Below are 16,653 nucleotides of genomic sequence, written 5' to 3'. Positions count from 1 at the left end.
CGTGATCCTGCGGCCCCTTGACACTATGCGCGATCGATTGAGCATGATGTCGTTTAATGCTTGATTCTAGCAACATACGAGCAGAATCAAGCACGGAGCCGTAGCAGTCACCCACGCACATCGGCACGAAGAGAGGGTGGTACTCGCGTGAAACGTCACCTCGCAGGCACGGCCGCAGGCATGGTCCTGGCCTTGGTTCTCACCGGATGCGGCAAGGGAGGCTCCTCGGGCGGCGGCGCCTCGGACGGCCGGACGATCACCTTCGTGGCCGCGAAGTACGACGACGACACCCAGCCCTACTGGGAAAAACTCATCGGGGACTTCGAGGACCGCAACCCCGGCTACAAGGTCCACCTGGAAGTCGTCGACTGGGAGCAGATGGACTCCAAGGTCAAGACGTACATCCAGACCAAGCAGCAGCCGGACGTCCTCAACTACAACAAGTTCTCGGACTTCGCCCGCGACGGCCTCGTCTACAAGGCGGACGAGGCGGTGTCGGCGAAGGTGCTCGACGACTTCCTGCCCCTCTTCGCCGATCAGGCCACATACAAGGGAACCCAGTACGGCCTGCCGTTCATCTCCAGCGCGCGGCTGTTCTTCTACAACAAGGCGATCTTCAAAAAGGCGGGTCTCACCGCTCCGCCCACGAGCTGGGCCGAGGTCGAGGCCGCCGCCAAGAAGATCAAGGAGAGCGAGGGCAGCGGGGTCATCCCGCTGGGCCTGCCGCTCGGACCGGAGGAAGCCCAGGGCGAGTTCGGCATCTGGGCGATGAACAACGGCGGCGGCTGGGTCGACACCTCCGGCGAGTGGGCCGTCGACCAGCCGGCGAACGTGGACACCCTGACCTACCTCAGGAAGCTGACCAGGGAAGGACTGACCCAGCCCAACCCGGAGACCACCAACCGCAAGGACGTCTTCAACCAGTTCGCGCAGGGCCGGATCGGCATGCTCAACGGCGCCGTCTTCATGCGCAAGGGCTTCATCGACCCCGTCGACAAGAACCTCGACTACGGTGTCGCACCGCTGCCCAGCAAGGACGGCACCACCCACCACACCCTGGGCGTCCAGGACTACCTGGTGGCGTTCAAGAAGGACGGGGGCAAGAACCGCAAGGCCGTCAACAGGTTCCTCGACTTCGTCTACCAGAAGCAGAACGCCTCCACGTTCCTGTCCACCGAGGGATTCCTGTCGGTGACCAAGTCGGCCGGCGACGCGCTCAGTTCGGACACCGCCTACTACAAGCCGTTCGTCGACGCCCTCTCGGGCGCCAAGTTCGCCCCGGCCGGCAACCCGGGCTGGGCAGCCGTCGACGGCGCGGTGAAGCAGCAGATAGGCACCGCCGTGGCCGGCGGCGATCCCGAGAAGGTCCTGGAGAAGATACAGAAGACCGCGCGGAAGGCCGGCTGACGCATGGCCGTCCACGACATCTCCGTAGACGTGCCCCCGGACCGGCGGGAGCCCGCCGCCCAGGGTGCGCCACCGCCCGGTGGCCCCCGCCGACAACGGGGGCGCGGCCTGCGGGCCCTCGAACCGCTGCTGTGGCTCGGCCCCGCCGTCGTCCTCATCCTGACCATGGTGGTCTGGCCCGTCGTCGAGATGGTCCGCACCTCCCTCACCCGGATCAGCTCCACCGGGCTCTCCCTCGGCTCCGCGGGCCTCGGCAACTACGCCGACCTCTTCGCCGAGGAGGACCTCTCGGGCGTACTGCTGCGCACGCTGATCTGGGTCGTAGGCGTCGTCACGGTCACGCTCTTCCTCTCCCTCGGTCTCGCCCAGCTGCTCAACGCCCGCTTCCCCGGGCAACGGGTGGTCCGCTGGGCGCTCATCGTGCCCTGGGCGGCGTCCGTGCTGATGACCGCGCTCATCTGGCGCTGGATGCTCAACGACTTCTACGGCGTCGTCAACCGCGTCCTGATGGACGTGGGACTCCTCGACAAGCCGGTGAACTGGCTGGCCGACCCCGTTCTCGGGTTCGCGGCGATGATGGCGGTGGCGGTGTTCGTCTCCCTGCCGTTCACCTCCTTCGTCGTCCTCTCCGGACTCCAGACCATCCCCTCGGAGGTCTACGAGGCGGCCCGCATGGACGGCGCCGGCACGGCCAGGACCTACCTCTCCGTCACGCTGCCGCTGCTTCGGCCCTCACTGCTGGTGGCCGCGATCATCAACATCATCAACGTGTTCAACTCGTTCCCGATCATCTGGGCGATGACCCGCGGCGGCCCCGGGTTCGCCACCGACACGACGACGACCTTCATGTACAAGCTCGCCTTCGACAACCAGTCCGTCGGCGAATCGGCCGCGATGGCAGTCGTGAACTTCGCACTGATCCTCGTCGTGGTGCTGGCGTATCTGCGGGTCGTCCGCCGGCGGGAGGAGATCCGATGACAACGCCCGCCACACGGACGGGACCACGGGCCACGGGCCGTCTGCGCACCGTGCTGCTCGCCGGGACCGGCTGGCTGGTCGCCCTGGTCTTCGTCTCCCCGTACCTCCAGATGCTGCTGACGGCGCTCAAACCGACACCGGAACTGATGAAGTCCCCGCCCTCGTACCTGCCCTCCGACTGGCAGTGGTCGAACTTCACCGACGTGTGGTCGCTCGACGATCCGCCGGTCGCCGGCTCGCTCGGCTTCTCCCTGTACGTCGCCGGGACGTCCACGCTGCTCGCGCTGCTCGTCGGGCTGCCGGCGGCGTACTACACCGCGCGCCACCGTTTCCGCGGACGCGGCGCGTTCCTGCTGCTGGTTCTGGTCACCCAGATGTTCGCACCCACCGCGCTGCTGGTCGGCATCTACCGGGAGATGGTCAGCCTCGACCTGACCGACACCGGCGAGGCGCTGATCCTCGTCAACGCGGCGTTCAACCTTCCGTTCTGCGTCTGGATCCTCAACGCCTACTTCGCCGGCGTGCCCGAGGAGTTGGAGGAGGCGGCGTACCTGGACGGCGTGGGCAAGCTGGGGGCCCTGACCCGGATCACCCTGCCGCTGGCCATGCCCGGTGTGGTGACGGCGGTGGTGTACACCTTCATCGCCGCGTGGAACGAGTACGTCGTCGCGCTCACCATCACGTCCTCGAAGGACCGCACGACGCTGACCAAGGCCATCCCGGGGTTCGTCACCGCCTACCAGGAGCAGTGGCAGTACCTCTTCGCCGCTTCGCTGATCTCCATCGTCCCGGTCGTCGTGCTGTTCGTCTTCGTGGAGCGCCACCTGGTCAGCGGCCTGACGGCGGGCGGCGTCAAGGGGTGAGGAGGTGAGGAGGGCACAGGCCACTCCCCCGGTGCCGGACGCCGCCGACACCCCTGCGGAGAAGGGGTGTTCAGGCGCGGACGATCTCCACGCCGGCGGCGGCGAACGGTTCGATCAGTCCGGCGGGCGCGTCCTTGTCGGTCACCAGCACGTCGACGTCCTCCAGCGGGCAGATCCGCGCGAACGCCCGCTTGCCCAGCTTGGAGGAGTCGGCGACCACGACGACCTGCTGCGCGCGCCGGGCCAGCATGCGGTTGATGCTGGCCTCGCCCTCGTGATGGGCGGTCGCGCCATGCACGGAGTCGATCGCGTCGACTCCTATGAAGACGTGATCCAGCGTGATCTCGGCGAGCAGTTCGGTGGCCAGCGGCCCGATCAGCTCGTACGAGGCGGGGCGCGCCACCCCGCCGGTGACCACGAGCTTCACATGGCGGCGCACCACCAGCTCGTTGGCGATGTTCAGGGCGTTGGTGACGACCGTCAGCGACGGCTCGGCCCCGCCCTCGGAGCCCAGGTCGCTTCGGGTCGCCAGCGCCCGCGCGACCTCAGTGGTCGTGGTGCCACCGTTGAGGCCCACCACCGCCCCGGCCTTCACCAGGCCGGCCGCCGCATGCGCGATCCGCTCCTTCTCGGGGGCGTGACGCGCCGCCTTGTAGCGCAGGGGCAGGTCGTACGCGATCGCGTTGATCACCGCGCCACCATGGGTACGGGTGACCATCTGCTGGCGGGCGAGTTCGTCCAGGTCACGCCGGATCGTGGCGGCGGACACCGTGAGTTCGGCCGCGGCCGCCTCCACCTCGATGCGTCCGTCCCGGGTCAGCATGTCCAGCAGCGCACTCCACCTGGCCTGCGGTGCCGCCATCTCACTCACTCCTCGTCGGTGGTGTGGGCGCCCATGAAACCACGGGCCGGGCCGCGCGAGCTGGCGCATGCCGCTTATTTCAGAACTTTATCGCTGTGAAAGCAGCAATTTCCCGCAGCCGCCTCCACGTTCTCCGTCACTTTCCGTGCCGGGAGCCGTCGCCCGGAAAGGCCATCGCACCATGCCCCTGACTCCCACCGCCCAGCTGGTTCGGGCCGCGCACGCCGAGGGACGCGCGGTCGGTGCGTTCAACGTCATCACCCTGGAGCACGCCGAGGCGATCGTGGCCGCGGCCGAGGCCGTGGGCTCCCCCGTGATCTGCCAGATCAGCGAGAACGCGGTGCGCTTCCACGGCGGCGCCCTGACGCCGATCGCCCGCGCCACCGCGGCGGTGGCCGAGGCGGCCGGCGTCCCGGTCGCGCTGCACCTGGACCACGTCACCGACGAGGCCCTGCTGCGCCGCGCCGCGGAGGACGGGTTCGGGTCCGTGATGTACGACGCCTCGGCGCTTCCGCACGACCGCAACCTGGCCGCCACCCGCGCCGCCGCCGAGTGGGCGCACGCGCACGGGTTGTGGCTGGAGGCAGAACTCGGCGAGGTGGGCGGCAAGGACGGCGTGCACGCGCCCGGCGCCCGTACCGACCCCCGGCAGGCACGCGAGTTCGTCGCCGAGACGGGGGTCGACGCCCTGGCCGTCGCGGTCGGCAGTTCGCACGCCATGACCACCCGCACCGCACGGCTCGACCACGAACTGATCACCCGGCTGCGGGAGTTCGTCCCCGTTCCGCTCGTCCTGCACGGATCCACCGGCGTGCCCGAGGACGAACTGCGCCGGGCCGTCACCGCGGGCATGACCAAAATCAACATCGGTACGGCACTGAACATCGCCTTCACCGGGGCCGTCCGCGACGCCTTCGCCGACGGCCCGCACGCCGTCGACCCCCGCCCCTGGCTCGCGGCCGCCCGCACCCGCACGACGGAAACGGTGACGAGAGCACTGCGGGTCCTCGCGTGACCGGCTGTCGACTTCACCGCGGGATCGGGGATCAGACCGGCAGCGCGCTGATGTCGCGGGCCGCCTCGCGGCGAGCCCGGACTGGCCGGCTGCCTCCGGTCACCGCCACCTGCGTGCGGTGGGTCATGTGGTCGGTCGTCCGGGCCTGAAGACGAGGGCCACCAGTGCCAACCCGACCACGGCGCCGAGGAGTTGCATCCCGATGAAGCCCGGGAGTGAGCCCGGGGCGATGCCCGCGAAGGCGTCGGTGAAGGCGCGGCCGATGGTCACCGCCGGGTTGGCGAAGGACGTCGACGAGGTGAACCAGTAGGCGGCACCGATGTACGAGGCGACGGCCACCGGTGCGAAGCGCAGCTGGTCCGTGCGGGCCAGGCCGAAGATCAGCAGGATCAGGCCGGCGGTCGCGACGACTTCGCCGAGCAGCAGGTGTCCGGCCGAGCGGTCGTGCGTGGACCACTTGACGAGCTGTTCGCCGAACATCGCGTCGGCCAGGATCGCGCCAGCGATCGCGCCGACGATCTGCGCGGGCACGTACGCCGCCACCTCGCGCCAGACGACGCCGTCGCCTCCTCGTCGGGCCGTCCACCACTCGGCCAGGGTGACGACGGGATTGAAGTGGGCGCCGGAGACCGGGCCGAACAGGAGGATCAGGATGCCCAAACCGAAGACGGTGGCCAGGGAGTTGGCCAGCAACTGCAGTCCGACGTCCTTGGTCAGTTCGGTGGCCTGGATGCCGGAGCCGACCACGACCGCCACCAGCAGCGCCGTGCCGATGAGTTCGGCGGCGGCCCGGGCCACCAGGGGGGCGCGCGGCGGGGTGGCACCGGGCGCGGCCGCGATGACGGCGGGTGCGGCCGGGGCGGGCTCCGTCGTCGGGGCGGCTTCGGCGGGGGTCATGGGCAGGCCCTCTTGTTCTCGGCGGCGGTGCGAGCGGACTCGGCCAGGTCGGCGAACTGGCCGGCGAGCGTGGCGATGACGTCGGGCTTGAGCCGGTAGTAGATGTACCGGCCGCACGGCTCCGTCTCGACGACTCCGGCTTCGCGCAGCACCCTCAGATGGTTGGAGAGGTTGGTCTGCCGGGCACCGGTCTCCTCCACGAGGTGGGTGGTGCACAACGTCTCTTCGGCGAGCAGGGTCACGATACGAAGCCTGAGCGGGTCGGCCAGCACCCGGATCAGGTCAGTGTCGACTGACGTCATCATGGGCTGATACTGTCACATCAGTGGTGGCTGACACCACCGGGTGCTGACGTCATCGCGCCTGATGTCGTCACGAGGCAAGAGAGACCTTCGATGTCCGAGAAGCCCTCCGTGCTCTTCGTCTGTGTCCACAACGCCGGCCGTTCCCAGATGGCCGCCGCGTGGCTGGCCCACCTCGCCGGGAACCGTGTCGAGGTCCGTTCCGCCGGCTCGAACCCGGGCGACAGCGTCAACCCGGCCGCCGTCGAGGCCATGGCCGAGGTCGGGATCGACATCTCCGCGGAGGTCCCGAAGATGCTCACCGTCGACACGGTGCAGGACTCGGACGTCTGCGTCACCATGGGCTGCGGCGACGCCTGCCCCGTCTTCCCCGGCAAGCGGTACCTCGACTGGACCCTGGACGACCCCGCCGGAAAGACCGCCGACGACGTCCGTCCCATCCGCGACACCATCGAACGCCGCGTCCGCGAACTCCTCGACGACCTCGGCGTACCGGCACAGCACTGACCGCACCGAGGAAACGGCACCCTGCTGATCCGCCGGGCCACGACCAGGTAGGCGGCCCTTGGCGGTCCTGCCCGAAGGCTCACCGCAGGACAGCGCGCGGGCCGCGCCCGCTGCGCCGGGCTCGGGGACCGCGGCGCCGCTGACGATCCCGCCGCGATCATGACCTGCCGGCTCACAGACCGTGCTGGGCGAGGAGCCGCATCAGGTTCCGCTTGCGCTTGTGGCCGGCGCGCAGGTCGGCGAGGTACGCGGTGAACTCGTCTTCTGTGCCCAGGCGGTGGTGGCAGTCGCGCATGCTCAGCAGCAGGCCGGCGAGTTGCTCGTAGACGGCGTTGCCCGTTTGCCTCATGAGCGGCTCGGCCAGCCGCAGGTGGACCGCGAGCGCGTCGGCGGGACGAACGGCCTGTGCCTGGTCGGCGAGGGCGCGCCACTGACGGTCGTGCGCGCCGGTTTCGGCCGCGGCCTGCCAGGCAGCGTCCACGTCCCCGTCGTCGAGCAGGGCGTCGACCAGGACCGGGCCGCCGTACGAGGACTGTTGCCGCGCGGCGTCGGCGCGCAGTCGCACGAGCGCCCCTTCTCGCTCGGCCTGCCAGCAGCCGGCCGCCTGTGCCGCCGTGCGCAACTGCCGGTACGCCGCCAGGGAGCGACGGGCGGTGAACTGGACGCGGCGCAGGGCGACCGCGTCCGACAGCCGGCCGGCGCTGAGGTAGCGGTCACAGAGATAGTCGATCAGGGCGAGGTCGGGGGTGATGTCGTCGGGTGTTTCCTCGACACCGCGTTCCGCCCACCGCAGGGCTTCCGCCGCGCGGCCCGCGGTATCCAGTTCGCGGGCGACGCCCAGGTGGGTGGTGCCGTCGGGGGCGAGGTCGGCCGCCTGTACGGCGATCCAGCCGTCCACATCCCCTTCCGCCTTGGCCAGCCGCTCCATCAGGTGCTTCTCCGCCCAGCCGGTGCGGTTGCGGTCCCAGGCCGCGGCTGCCAGTTCTCTCACTCGGAGGGACCCCGGGACGCCGAGCACCTCCGCGTAGTCGAGGGGATCGATGCCGGTGAGATCGTCCAGGTCGCTGAGCAAGTGGCCGACCAGCCACCGCGCGGTCTCCCCGGGGTCGGGGTGTGCCGCACGGCACGCGTCGAGGTGGGCTTCGGCGAGCGCGGCTCCGACTCGATCCAGGTGGCCGTCGGAGTCGTCGATGACGTCCTGCGCCTCGCTCAGCAGCCGCATCGCCTCCCGGGACAGGGACATCGCGTCCGCGGGCCGCCCGGCGGCGGTCAGCGCGGTGATCGCGGACACCGCCTGCGAGGCCTGTTCGCCGTAGGCGGGGGCATCGGCGTACTCCACATAGCCGTACCGTGCGAAGGAGGCGGTGTCGAGGAGTTCCCGGATCCGGGCGCCGACCTCTGACAGGTCTCCGCGGGCGCTTGCCGCCCGCAGCTCCAGCCGACGCGCCAACTGCCGGTCCCCGCTCACCTGTTCGCGTACCAGGGCGAGCAGCTCGCCCCTGGAGAGCGCGACCAGCCACGCATCCAGCTCCCGGGCACGCGTCCTGGCCCGGCCGCGCTGCCTCGGTACCGCTTCGGGCTCGGCGAGCACGGCCAGGCCCAGGGCGACCAGGTGTTTGCAGAAGTTGCCCTCCGCCCCGAACGGGCAGTCGCAGCGGCCGGCGAGGCCGTGGCTGTCGTCGAGGGTCAACTCGGCCTCGTAGGCGTCCGTCCCGTGCACGGTGGCTGAGATCCAGCCGTCGCTGACCTCCATCGCGGTCACCGCGTCCACGTACCCTCGGCCCCGTTCGAAGGAACGCGGTCCCGCCAGGGTCCGCAGGTCGTCCTCGTCGAAATCCACGTCCTGTGCCACACAGGCATTCAAGCGGAGAAGCGAAGCGACGGCCCCGCCAATACCCGTATCACCGAGCGGGCTTGGCACCCGGACCCACATCCCGCGCCGGGCGGCCGGGGCTCGCGGCCGCCTGACCGAGCCGGCCGCCGTCGGGCTTGGACCGGGACGGCCGGCAGGCTCGGTGGGGAGTCAGTGGGGGATGCTCGTCAACGCCACCAGCGCAGAACAAGCCGCGGTGCGCGCCGGACCAGAGCGGCGGCGGCCTGCCCGACCACGGCGCCTGCGACCACGTCACTGGGGTAGTGGGCGCCGGACTGCACGCGTTCCAGGGCCACCATGGCCGCGGGCACCGCGCACACCGCACCGACGACCGGCCAGACAGGCGCCACGGCAGCCGTGAAGGCGACCGCGGCGGCGGTGTGGCCGGAGGGAAACGAGGACGACTCCGGACGGTCGTCCACCTCGTCGTGCGGAAACCACTCCTTGGGCGGCCGTTCCCGGCCCGCGATCTGCTTGCACAGCCCGTTGGACACCAACTGCGCCACCGCCAGCGCCGCCAGTCCCCCGGCCGCCGCCTTCCGGCCGCGCCGGCCCCCGGCCACGGCCATCAACACCGCAGCGCCACACCACAGCTTCGAGCTCTCCGCGGCCTCCTCCACCACCGACAGCGCCTTGCCGACACCCGGTGACACACGGAAGGCAGCCTGCCGTGTCAGCACCCCGTCGACCTCACTCACTCTCGCGAACGCACTCATGAGCCGCAGGTATCCGGACACCGTGATTTCACACGTGGAGGTCCGGCAGGCCGACACGACACGCAGGACCCCTCCAGCCGACGGAGCTCTGATCGATCCGGGTTTCCGGTGTCGGGGGCCCGTCACAGGGCTTCCGATTCGCCGGGTCACCACCGACGACGGCCCGCCCCGATGAAGACGCCGCTCCGTTCCGCGTTCTACCGCAGGGGCAGCTGCCCGGTGACGGCGCCGTCCTGGTCGTCCAGCAGAGCGATCCGGGCCGTGATGCGCTTGCCGACCGGATCCTGCTCGGTGAAAAGGTCCTGCGTGACGGCTTTGACGATCTCCAGGCCGTGCTGGCCGATCCTGGCGGGGTCCGCGGGCCGGGCCGCGGGAACGGTCGGGTCGCTGTCCCACACCACGATGTCCACAGCCTGGGCGGTGATACGCAACTCCATCAGCACGGGACCGGGCGCGTACTTACGGGCGTTGGTGACCAGCTCGCTGACAACCAGCTGGGTAAGATCCCTCGCACGCGCCGGGACGGGCAGGTGATGTTCGGCCTGGGCCAGTTCGAGGAAGGCGACGGCATGGTGGCGGGCGTCGGCGATACAGCCGCCGTCTCCCCCCAGCGCGTAGCCGGCACGCATCAGATGCTCTTCCGGCCCGGTACGGCCGTCACCGTCGCCATGGGATCCCATGTGTCGCCCTCACTCCTCCTACCGCGCACGGGTACCCGCGACAGTCTCCCGCATGCCCCAGAGGTGTCATTCGGCACAGCCGGGTGCATGCCGCCATGGCAGTGAGGCAGAATCGTCTGCGCACGGCCTGACCGGCGAGCCTGAACGCAGTCGAGGAAACGGTGACCGACAAAAAGAGGGCCGACCGGCCAGAGCACCTCTCCGTCCAGCGCAAGCTGGTCGACGGGGTCCTCGTCGTGACCGTACGCGGCGAGATCGACCACGACGTCAAGGACGTCCTGAGTCAGGCGCTGCTGCCCGAGGACGGCACTCCCCCACCCCGGGTCGTGGCGGACCTGAGCGGCGTGAGCTTCATGGACTCCAGCGGGATCAACGTCTTCGTCGCAGCCCACCAACAGGTGAGTGGTGCGGGGGGATGGCTGCGGATCGCCGGAGCCACCGATTCGGTCAGTCGTCTGCTGCACATGGTCGGCATCGACGCGCTCATCCCCTGCCACCCCACCGTCGAACAGGCTCTGCACCCCTGGAACCCCTGATCGCGTTGCTCCCGGTGGTCCGGGAACGCGGAAGGGCCCGGATCCGCGTAGGATCCGGGCCCTTTCCAGCAGTAGCGGGGACAGGATTTGAACCTGCGACCTCTGGGTTATGAGCCCAGCGAGCTACCGAGCTGCTCCACCCCGCGTCGGTCCCCCTACCGTACGCCATCACAGCCGGTGCCGTGACCACCGTCCGACGGAGGCGTCTGCGCGGGCGACGAAGTTCCCCACACGGCGGGGTGTCGGCGTCCGCCCTGGTGCGTCCGCCGGGGCGGACCGATCACCATGGTCAGGAGGAACCGCGTGTCACAGCCAAGGCGACGATGTCGCGGTTGACTCTGTGGCCCTGCGGTCGCCGACCGGATGCTCGATCTGGAGGTTGAGGCGCATGCTTGTTCTGGACCAGTCGCAGGTCGAATCCCTGCTCGACGTGGACTCGCTGATCGATGCCCTGGCCCCGGCGATGGCAGACCTCAGTGCGGGCCGCGCTTCGGTACCGGACCGGGTCGCCGCCCTGGTGTCCGAACACGATGGATTTCTGGCGGCGATGCCGGGCTTCCTGCCGTCGGCGGGGGTGCTCATGACCAAGCTGGTGTCGCTCTTCCCGCACAACGAGCGGGCACGGCTGCCCACGCACCAGGCGCTCATCGTGGCGTTCGACCCGGACACCGGCGAGCCCGCCGCGTTGCTGGACGGTACGGCCATCACCGCCGCCCGGACCGGCGCCTGCTCCGCTCTGTCGGCGCGACTGCTGGCTCGCGAGGACGCGGCGGTGCTGGCACTGCTGGGCACCGGCGTGCAGGCCCGGTCGCACGCCCACGCGCTGTGCCGGGTCCGGCCCATCCGGTCGATCCGCGTGTCGGGCCGGGATCCGGCGAAAGCCGCTGCTCTGGCCGAAGAACTCTCCGCCGTACTGGAGGCCGACGTCCAGGCCGTGTCCGGCTACGCGGAGGCACTCGACGGTGCGGACATCGTCGCCGCGACGACCCACGCGGTGGAACCCGTGGTCCGCCGGGCCTGGCTGGCCCCCCGGAGCGCACATCACGTCGGTGGGCTACAACCCGGCCGGCCGCGAGATCGACGACGCCACGGTCACCGAGGCACTGGTGTGCGTCGAGTCACGACAGGCCGCGCTCGCCCCGTTCCCCGCGGGCAGCAACGACCTGCTCATGCCGATCCGCGATGGCCTCATCACAGCCGATCACGTGCACGCCGAGTTGGGCGAACTCGTCGCCGGCAGCAGACCGGGGCGCACCGCGCCGGACCAGATCACCCTCTACAAGTCGGTCGGCGTGGCGGTGCAGGACGCCGCCGCCACGGCCCTGGTCGTCGCCGCCGCCCGCGAGAGGTCGGTCGGCGAGGAGATCACTCTGCGGTGATACCGCCGTCACGCGATCATGTCGACCGGACCAGGCGACGCGGCACCCGAACCCCGAGGCCGGCCTGCCGTCGGCCCGCTGCCGGGGGCGGGTGACGCATCGCCCCCGGCAGCGGTTCAACGGCGTGGTGCGCCGGCGATCTGGTGGATCAGGGGAAGGAGGTCACCTTCGAGGGCACGGTGTCCGTTCCGGAGGTCGGGGCGCCCGAGTCGTTGATGACGTGGGCGTACTGGCCCTTGCCCCCCAGGGAGATCACTTGGAGGTCGTGCATCTTCACGCCCGCCTTGACCGGGACCTGGAAGCCGTGCCGCTGCACGATCGTGGGATCCGAGGTGAAGTTGCAGTAACTGCCCAGTCCCCACGCCTCATGCACGGCCACGGTGTCGTCGACCTTGTAGGCGGCCCATCCGACGATGCCGTCGTGGGTGATGGCGGCGGCGTTGGGGACGTCGTACGCCTTCTCGTTCTGGTAGAAGATCGTTCGCCCCCTCTCACCGCTCCATTCGACGTCGTACTTGTTGAAGTGCTCCACGAACAGGCCGGTGGCCAGGACGTCGTCGCCGTTGACCCGGAGTCCGTAGTCGGCCCGGTTGGTCTCCCAGCCGACGCCTTCGCCATGGTCGGCGCGCCAGATCCAGGTGTGGTCGATGACGACGTCGTCGCTGTTGACCACGACGGAGTTCGTCGCCAGGCCGGGGCCGGCACCGCCGATGCGTATGAACACGTCCTGCATGGTGGTCGGGTCGGCGGAGTGGTCCGCCGCCGCTCCGGCGGGGCCGATCCGCAGCAGGGTGTCGGACCGGGTGGCGCCGGCGTCGATGAGGAATCCTGCCAGCCGGACGCCGTCGACGTCCGCGACGTGCAGGGCGTCGATTCCTCCGTCGGGCACGATGGTCGCCAGGCCCAGCCCGAGCACCACGGTGTCGGCGCGGGTCACGTTGATGGTCTGGTCGAGGTGGTAGACGCCGGGCGTGAACAGCAGGTTCAGGCCCTGCGCGAGTGCGGTGTTGACGGTGGCGGCCGTCGCCCCGGGTTTGACGACGTAGAACTGGCTGAGCGGAAGGGAGGTTCCGGCGTTGGCCGGCCAGGACACGCCGCGCGCGTTGGTGCGCTTGGCGGGGACGAAGACCTTGTAGTCGTTGCCGTCGAGGTAGAGGAACGGCTTCTCGCGGGAGACCGGGGTGGTGTCCAGCGTGGTGTACGGCCCGGTGTCGAAGTTGGTGGCCGGGGCGCCCTGGACCCCGCTGAACGTCATGTTCCACACACCGTTGGTCCAACCGCCCACGGAGCTGTCACGGGTGTACCACTGCTGCTGGGAGTAGGGGCCCACCGTGCCGTCGATCCTGGAGTCGGCGATGTAGCCGCCGGAGGCCCAACCGTAGCCGTTGGGGGCGAGGTTGAGGCCGCCCTTGACGTGGATACGGCGGAACGGAGCGGCCTGGGCGACGGCCCAGCGGTCGGTGCCGTTGGAGGGTGTGATCGCCATGTTCTCCGCCGAACGCCAGAAGTTCTGCGTGGCGTTGCCGTCGAACCAGCCCGCGTCCACGGTGACGTCACCGTTGATCTGCGTGTCGTCGGGGTTCAGCCCGAGACCGGAGATGGAGGTGTAGAAACCGAGTTGGGCGTTGATGCCGTTGTACGTTCCCGGCTTCAGCAGGAACTGGTAGCGCCCGGAGCCGAACTGGGCGGACTCCTGCTGGGCGAAGACCTGGTCGAACTTCTGCTGGAGGTTGGGCGTGGAGGGGTCGACGACGATCACGTTCGGGCCGAGGTCGCCTCCGCCCTGGACCGGTCCTCCGGTGCCGTCGGAGGTGGTGTGGACGGCGACCTCCCAGAGCGAATAGCCGTAGCCGGTGCCCCGAGCCGTACCGAGGACGCGGACGTAGCGGCCGGTGCCGCCGATGTCGTAGGAGGCCCGGCCGCCGGTCGCGCCAGTGACCGTCTTGAGGGTGGTCCAGTTCTGACCGTCGGCGGAGGTCTGGATCTGGAAGTCCTTGCCGTACGCGGCTTCCCAGTTCAGGTCGAGCTTGCAGATGTTCTGGGAGGAGCCCAGGTCGACGCGCAGCCGCTGCGGGTCCGAGGCCTGGCTGGACCAGCGGGTGGCGTCGTTGCCGTCGAACGCGGCGGAGGCCGGCGTGCCGGCGTTCTCCGTCGAGGACGCCGAAGCGGTCTTGCCCTGTGCCGCGTTGGCGGTCGAACAGGTAGCGGGCTGGGTCGTTCCGGTGGTGCCGAACACCTGGAACTCCCAGACGGAGTAGCCCCATTGGGTCGCCCGGTGGACGCCCTGCAGACGTACGTAACGGCCCTGGCCAAAGACGGCGAGCGTGTCGGTGCCGCCGTCGCCGTCGGTCACCGTGCGCAGGTCGGTCCAGGAATTGCCGTCGGACGATGACTGGATCTTGTAGTCCTTGCCGTAGGCCGCCTCCCAGTTGACGACGACCTGGCTGATCGTCGCGCTGGTGCCGAGGTCGACCTGAAGCCACTGGTCGTCGGTGGTGGCCGACGACCACCGGGTGCCGGTGTCGCCGTCGACCGCGTAGGCCGCGGGCGTGCCCGCGTTCTCGTTCGAGGATGCCGTCGCCGTTCTGCCCTGGGACAGGTTGGCGTCGGCGGCCGCGGCCGCCGTCGGCCGGATGGTGGGCAGGGTGATCAGCGCTGCCGTGGCGGCGAGCGCGACACCCAGGGATCTGAGTCTCATGAAGGTCCCTGCGGGTGCGTGGGGAAAGGACACGAGGGCGTGGGCAGCAGACGTGGCAGTGCGCCAAGGCGACTACTGCGACGCTTAGTTCACGTCTTGATTTAACTAATGAGTTACACGCTCTGCAAGCCTTCGAAAGTTGAAATCTTTCCGGGCCCGTCTCCGCCGCACCTCTTGACACGCCGACGACACGACCTCAGCGCTTCGCAGGCGGAACGGCGCGCGCCCGGATCGCGCGGGTCGGCCGGGGGGCGGTAACCGGCGACGGCGGGCGCGGCAGCCGGAGGACACGGCGTCGGTGGCCTCGCCTGTGTCGCACCGGGGAGGCCTGCCTGTGACGCACTCCCCCGCCGCCCCGGCTGCTGCCGTTCTCGCAGAGGCTCGTAGTGCTCCCTCGATGGTTCGAGCCTTGTAGCGCTGGGCCGGAGGCTCACTCGCTGATGACGTGTTCGTTCGGCGGGGTGCGTCGTGGATACGGCGGTCTGCCGTACCGGGTGGGACGGACGGTGCGTCAGTAGCCGGTGCCGCGCTTCACCTGGGCCCGCTCGGCTCCGTGGGCCGCGCCCTTGTCGTCCAGCGTGCGACACGCGTCGGCGATGTCCTGGCTCAGGCGGTCGATCTGTTCACGGCTCAGGGTCTCCTTGACCAGGGCACGCAGGATCTTCACCCGCTGCGCGTTGGGCGGGAGCGTGTAGGCCGGCACCATCCAGCCCCGCTCGGCCGAGAGCTGCCAGGCGATGTCGGACTCGTCGTAGGCGTGCTCACCGGCGAGACGGAAGGCCACCAGGGGCAGTTGCTCGAGATCACTCCCGATCACTTCGAATCGGCCGGTGCTCCGCAGGTTGTCCGCCAACGCGCGGGCGTTGTCCTGCATCATCTTCATGACGTAGGTGTAGCCCTGGCGACCGAGCCGAACGAAGTTGTAGTACTGCGCGAGCACCATCGACGCGCCGGTGGAGAAGTTCAGCGTGAACGTCGCGTCGGTCTTGCCCAGGTAGTTCTCGTAGAACACGAGGTCCTTGGCCAGGTCGGCCTCCTCACGGAAGACCAGCCATCCGATCCCGGGGTAGACCAGGCCGTACTTGTGTCCCGAGACGTTGATCGAGCGGACCTGCTCCAGCCGGAAGTCCCATGCCGTGTCCGGATAGAGGAAAGGCCACACGAAGGCGCCGCTGGCTCCGTCCACGTGGATGGGGATGTCGAGGTCCCGCTTCTTGCGCACGTCCCGCAGCAGCTTGTCGATGCCCACGACATCGTCCATGTGGCCGGTGAACGTGGTACCCAGCACGGCGACGACGCCGATCGTGTTCTCGTCGAGGTAGGGCTCCACGTCCTGCGGACCGATCGTGTACTTGCCCTCCGCCAGCGGCACGATCCGCGGTTCGACGTCGAAGTAGCGGCAGAACTTCTCCCACACCACGTGGACGTCCCCGCCGAAGACCAGATTCGGCCGGTCGGGTGACAGACCGGCCGCCTGGCGCCGCTCGCGCCACTTCCACTTCAGCGACAGCGCGCCGAGCATGATCGCCTCGGAGGATCCCTGGGTCCGGCATCCGGTCGTCCTGCCCGGCGCGTGGAACAGGTCGGCGAGCATCCGCACGCAGCGCTGCTCGATCTCGGCCGAGATCGGATACTCCGCGTGGTCGATGAAGTTGCGGTGCAAATTCTCGGCGATGAGCCGTTGCGCCTCGGGCTCCATCCAGGTGGTGACGAACGTGGCGAGGTTGCGCTGCGGATCGCCCTCCATGGCGAGGTCCTCGTCCACCAGCCTCATCGCGTCCGTCGCGACCATCCCCTCCTCGGGGAAGGTCTCCGAGGGAGCGGACACCGTCAGGAACCGGTTACCGAAAAGAGCCGCATCGTCACGCTTGGTCATACGATGATTCAAACAGCACCTCGCCCCACCGCAACCGCAGACGCACCGGGCCCTGGCGGTGTCA

Annotated in this window: 15 protein-coding genes, 1 tRNA gene and 1 pseudogene; 8 read left to right on the top strand and 9 right to left on the bottom strand. The window is 69.5% G+C overall.

Features of this window, described 5'->3' with window-relative positions; translation table 11 throughout:
• Nucleotides 1-147: 147 nt before the first annotated feature.
• Genes ABZT03_RS06105 through ABZT03_RS06095 form a run of 3 tightly spaced genes read left to right on the top strand, consistent with a single transcriptional unit; the run spans nucleotide 148 to nucleotide 3,248 of the window.
• Nucleotides 148-1,407, top strand: coding sequence for an extracellular solute-binding protein (locus tag ABZT03_RS06105; RefSeq protein WP_356034112.1), 1,260 nt, complete (start codon nucleotides 148-150; stop codon nucleotides 1,405-1,407).
• 3 nt (nucleotides 1,408-1,410) lie between these two features.
• Nucleotides 1,411-2,385 (top strand): sugar ABC transporter permease, encoded by a 975-nt coding sequence (locus tag ABZT03_RS06100; RefSeq protein WP_356034109.1) that lies wholly within the window; start codon nucleotides 1,411-1,413, stop codon nucleotides 2,383-2,385.
• Complete coding sequence (locus ABZT03_RS06095; protein WP_356034107.1) at nucleotides 2,382-3,248, top strand: carbohydrate ABC transporter permease; 867 nt, start codon at nucleotides 2,382-2,384, stop codon at nucleotides 3,246-3,248. Before ABZT03_RS06100 ends, ABZT03_RS06095 begins: the two co-directional genes overlap by 4 nt.
• 70 nt (nucleotides 3,249-3,318) lie before the next feature.
• Here ABZT03_RS06095 and ABZT03_RS06090 read toward each other — a convergent pair whose 3' ends face one another.
• A complete protein-coding gene (locus tag ABZT03_RS06090; protein ID WP_356034104.1) occupies nucleotides 3,319-4,110 on the bottom strand; it encodes a DeoR/GlpR family DNA-binding transcription regulator in 792 nt (263 codons plus the stop codon).
• Nucleotides 4,111-4,291: 181 nt separating this feature from the next.
• Between ABZT03_RS06090 and ABZT03_RS06085 the strand changes: the two genes are divergently transcribed.
• Nucleotides 4,292-5,125 (top strand): class II fructose-bisphosphate aldolase, encoded by an 834-nt coding sequence (locus tag ABZT03_RS06085; protein WP_356034102.1) that lies wholly within the window; start codon nucleotides 4,292-4,294, stop codon nucleotides 5,123-5,125.
• 123 nt (nucleotides 5,126-5,248) lie between these two features.
• Here ABZT03_RS06085 and ABZT03_RS06080 read toward each other — a convergent pair whose 3' ends face one another.
• Together ABZT03_RS06080 and ABZT03_RS06075 are read right to left on the bottom strand one after the other, a co-directional pair.
• A complete protein-coding gene (locus ABZT03_RS06080) occupies nucleotides 5,249-6,022 on the bottom strand; it encodes an MIP/aquaporin family protein (RefSeq protein WP_356034099.1) in 774 nt (257 codons plus the stop codon).
• On the bottom strand, nucleotides 6,019-6,327 hold the full coding sequence (locus tag ABZT03_RS06075; protein ID WP_356034096.1) for a metalloregulator ArsR/SmtB family transcription factor: 309 nt from the start codon (nucleotides 6,325-6,327) through the stop codon (nucleotides 6,019-6,021). The genes ABZT03_RS06080 and ABZT03_RS06075 overlap by 4 nt, the downstream gene beginning before the upstream one ends.
• 90 nt (nucleotides 6,328-6,417) lie before the next feature.
• Here ABZT03_RS06075 and ABZT03_RS06070 point away from each other — a divergent pair, with 90 nt between their 5' ends.
• Nucleotides 6,418-6,831 carry an arsenate reductase ArsC gene (locus ABZT03_RS06070; RefSeq protein WP_356034093.1) on the top strand — a complete coding sequence of 138 codons (414 nt, stop codon included), beginning with the start codon at nucleotides 6,418-6,420 and terminating at the stop codon, nucleotides 6,829-6,831.
• A gap of 172 nt (nucleotides 6,832-7,003) precedes the next feature.
• On the opposite strand, the gene ABZT03_RS06065 is transcribed toward ABZT03_RS06070, so the two are convergent.
• From ABZT03_RS06065 to ABZT03_RS06055, 3 genes are all read right to left on the bottom strand, one after another.
• Entirely contained in the window at nucleotides 7,004-8,683 is a 1,680-nt protein-coding gene (locus ABZT03_RS06065) for a hypothetical protein (protein WP_356034091.1), read from the bottom strand.
• 188 nt (nucleotides 8,684-8,871) lie between these two features.
• Nucleotides 8,872-9,402, bottom strand: a complete 531-nt coding sequence (locus ABZT03_RS06060) for a phosphatase PAP2 family protein (protein WP_356034088.1) — start codon at nucleotides 9,400-9,402, stop codon at nucleotides 8,872-8,874.
• A gap of 215 nt (nucleotides 9,403-9,617) precedes the next feature.
• Entirely contained in the window at nucleotides 9,618-10,100 is a 483-nt protein-coding gene (locus ABZT03_RS06055; protein WP_356034085.1) for an ATP-binding protein, read from the bottom strand.
• Between the two features lie 161 nt (nucleotides 10,101-10,261).
• Here ABZT03_RS06055 and ABZT03_RS06050 point away from each other — a divergent pair, with 161 nt between their 5' ends.
• Nucleotides 10,262-10,636, top strand: coding sequence for an STAS domain-containing protein (locus ABZT03_RS06050; protein ID WP_356034083.1), 375 nt, complete (start codon nucleotides 10,262-10,264; stop codon nucleotides 10,634-10,636).
• Between the two features lie 72 nt (nucleotides 10,637-10,708).
• Here the strand turns inward: ABZT03_RS06050 and ABZT03_RS06045 are convergent.
• Nucleotides 10,709-10,782, bottom strand: a tRNA-Met gene (locus tag ABZT03_RS06045).
• Between ABZT03_RS06045 and ABZT03_RS06040 the strand changes: the two are divergent.
• Both ABZT03_RS06040 and ABZT03_RS06035 read left to right on the top strand, forming a co-directional pair.
• Nucleotides 10,746-11,606: pseudogene (locus ABZT03_RS06040) on the top strand (hypothetical protein); the annotation flags it as partial. The gene ABZT03_RS06045 and the pseudogene ABZT03_RS06040 overlap by 37 nt on opposite strands.
• 79 nt (nucleotides 11,607-11,685) lie before the next feature.
• Entirely contained in the window at nucleotides 11,686-12,015 is a 330-nt protein-coding gene (locus tag ABZT03_RS06035) for a hypothetical protein (RefSeq protein ID WP_356034080.1), read from the top strand.
• A 148-nt stretch (nucleotides 12,016-12,163) separates the two neighbouring features.
• Here the strand turns inward: ABZT03_RS06035 and ABZT03_RS06030 are convergent, their stop codons facing one another.
• Together ABZT03_RS06030 and ABZT03_RS06025 are read right to left on the bottom strand one after the other, a co-directional pair.
• Nucleotides 12,164-14,713: a discoidin domain-containing protein gene (locus tag ABZT03_RS06030; protein WP_356034077.1), complete on the bottom strand. Its 2,550-nt coding sequence runs from the start codon at nucleotides 14,711-14,713 to the stop codon at nucleotides 12,164-12,166.
• 511 nt (nucleotides 14,714-15,224) lie between these two features.
• Nucleotides 15,225-16,589, bottom strand: coding sequence for a glutamate decarboxylase (locus tag ABZT03_RS06025; RefSeq protein WP_356034074.1), 1,365 nt, complete (start codon nucleotides 16,587-16,589; stop codon nucleotides 15,225-15,227).
• Nucleotides 16,590-16,653 lie beyond the last annotated feature (64 nt).

It is taken from the genome of Streptomyces sp. NPDC005574 (genome assembly GCF_040605435.1).
Classification (GTDB): domain Bacteria; phylum Actinomycetota; class Actinomycetes; order Streptomycetales; family Streptomycetaceae; genus Streptomyces.
This window is presented reverse-complemented; position numbering and strand designations above follow the sequence as displayed.

Excerpts from the sequence above, each read along its gene's own strand:
- ABZT03_RS06100 (WP_356034109.1), top strand. The coding sequence starts at position 1,411 with ATGGCCGTCCACGACATCTCCGTAGACGTGCCCCCGGACCGGCGGGAG.
- ABZT03_RS06095 (WP_356034107.1), top strand. The coding sequence starts at position 2,382 with ATGACAACGCCCGCCACACGGACGGGACCACGGGCCACGGGCCGTCTG.
- ABZT03_RS06090 (WP_356034104.1), bottom strand. The coding sequence starts at position 4,110 with ATGGCGGCACCGCAGGCCAGGTGGAGTGCGCTGCTGGACATGCTGACC.
- ABZT03_RS06085 (WP_356034102.1), top strand. The coding sequence starts at position 4,292 with ATGCCCCTGACTCCCACCGCCCAGCTGGTTCGGGCCGCGCACGCCGAG.
- ABZT03_RS06080 (WP_356034099.1), bottom strand. The coding sequence starts at position 6,022 with ATGACCCCCGCCGAAGCCGCCCCGACGACGGAGCCCGCCCCGGCCGCA.
- ABZT03_RS06075 (WP_356034096.1), bottom strand. The coding sequence starts at position 6,327 with ATGATGACGTCAGTCGACACTGACCTGATCCGGGTGCTGGCCGACCCG.
- ABZT03_RS06070 (WP_356034093.1), top strand. The coding sequence starts at position 6,418 with ATGTCCGAGAAGCCCTCCGTGCTCTTCGTCTGTGTCCACAACGCCGGC.
- ABZT03_RS06055 (WP_356034085.1), bottom strand. The coding sequence starts at position 10,100 with ATGGGATCCCATGGCGACGGTGACGGCCGTACCGGGCCGGAAGAGCAT.
- ABZT03_RS06030 (WP_356034077.1), bottom strand. The coding sequence starts at position 14,713 with ATGAGACTCAGATCCCTGGGTGTCGCGCTCGCCGCCACGGCAGCGCTG.
- ABZT03_RS06025 (WP_356034074.1), bottom strand. The coding sequence starts at position 16,589 with ATGACCAAGCGTGACGATGCGGCTCTTTTCGGTAACCGGTTCCTGACG.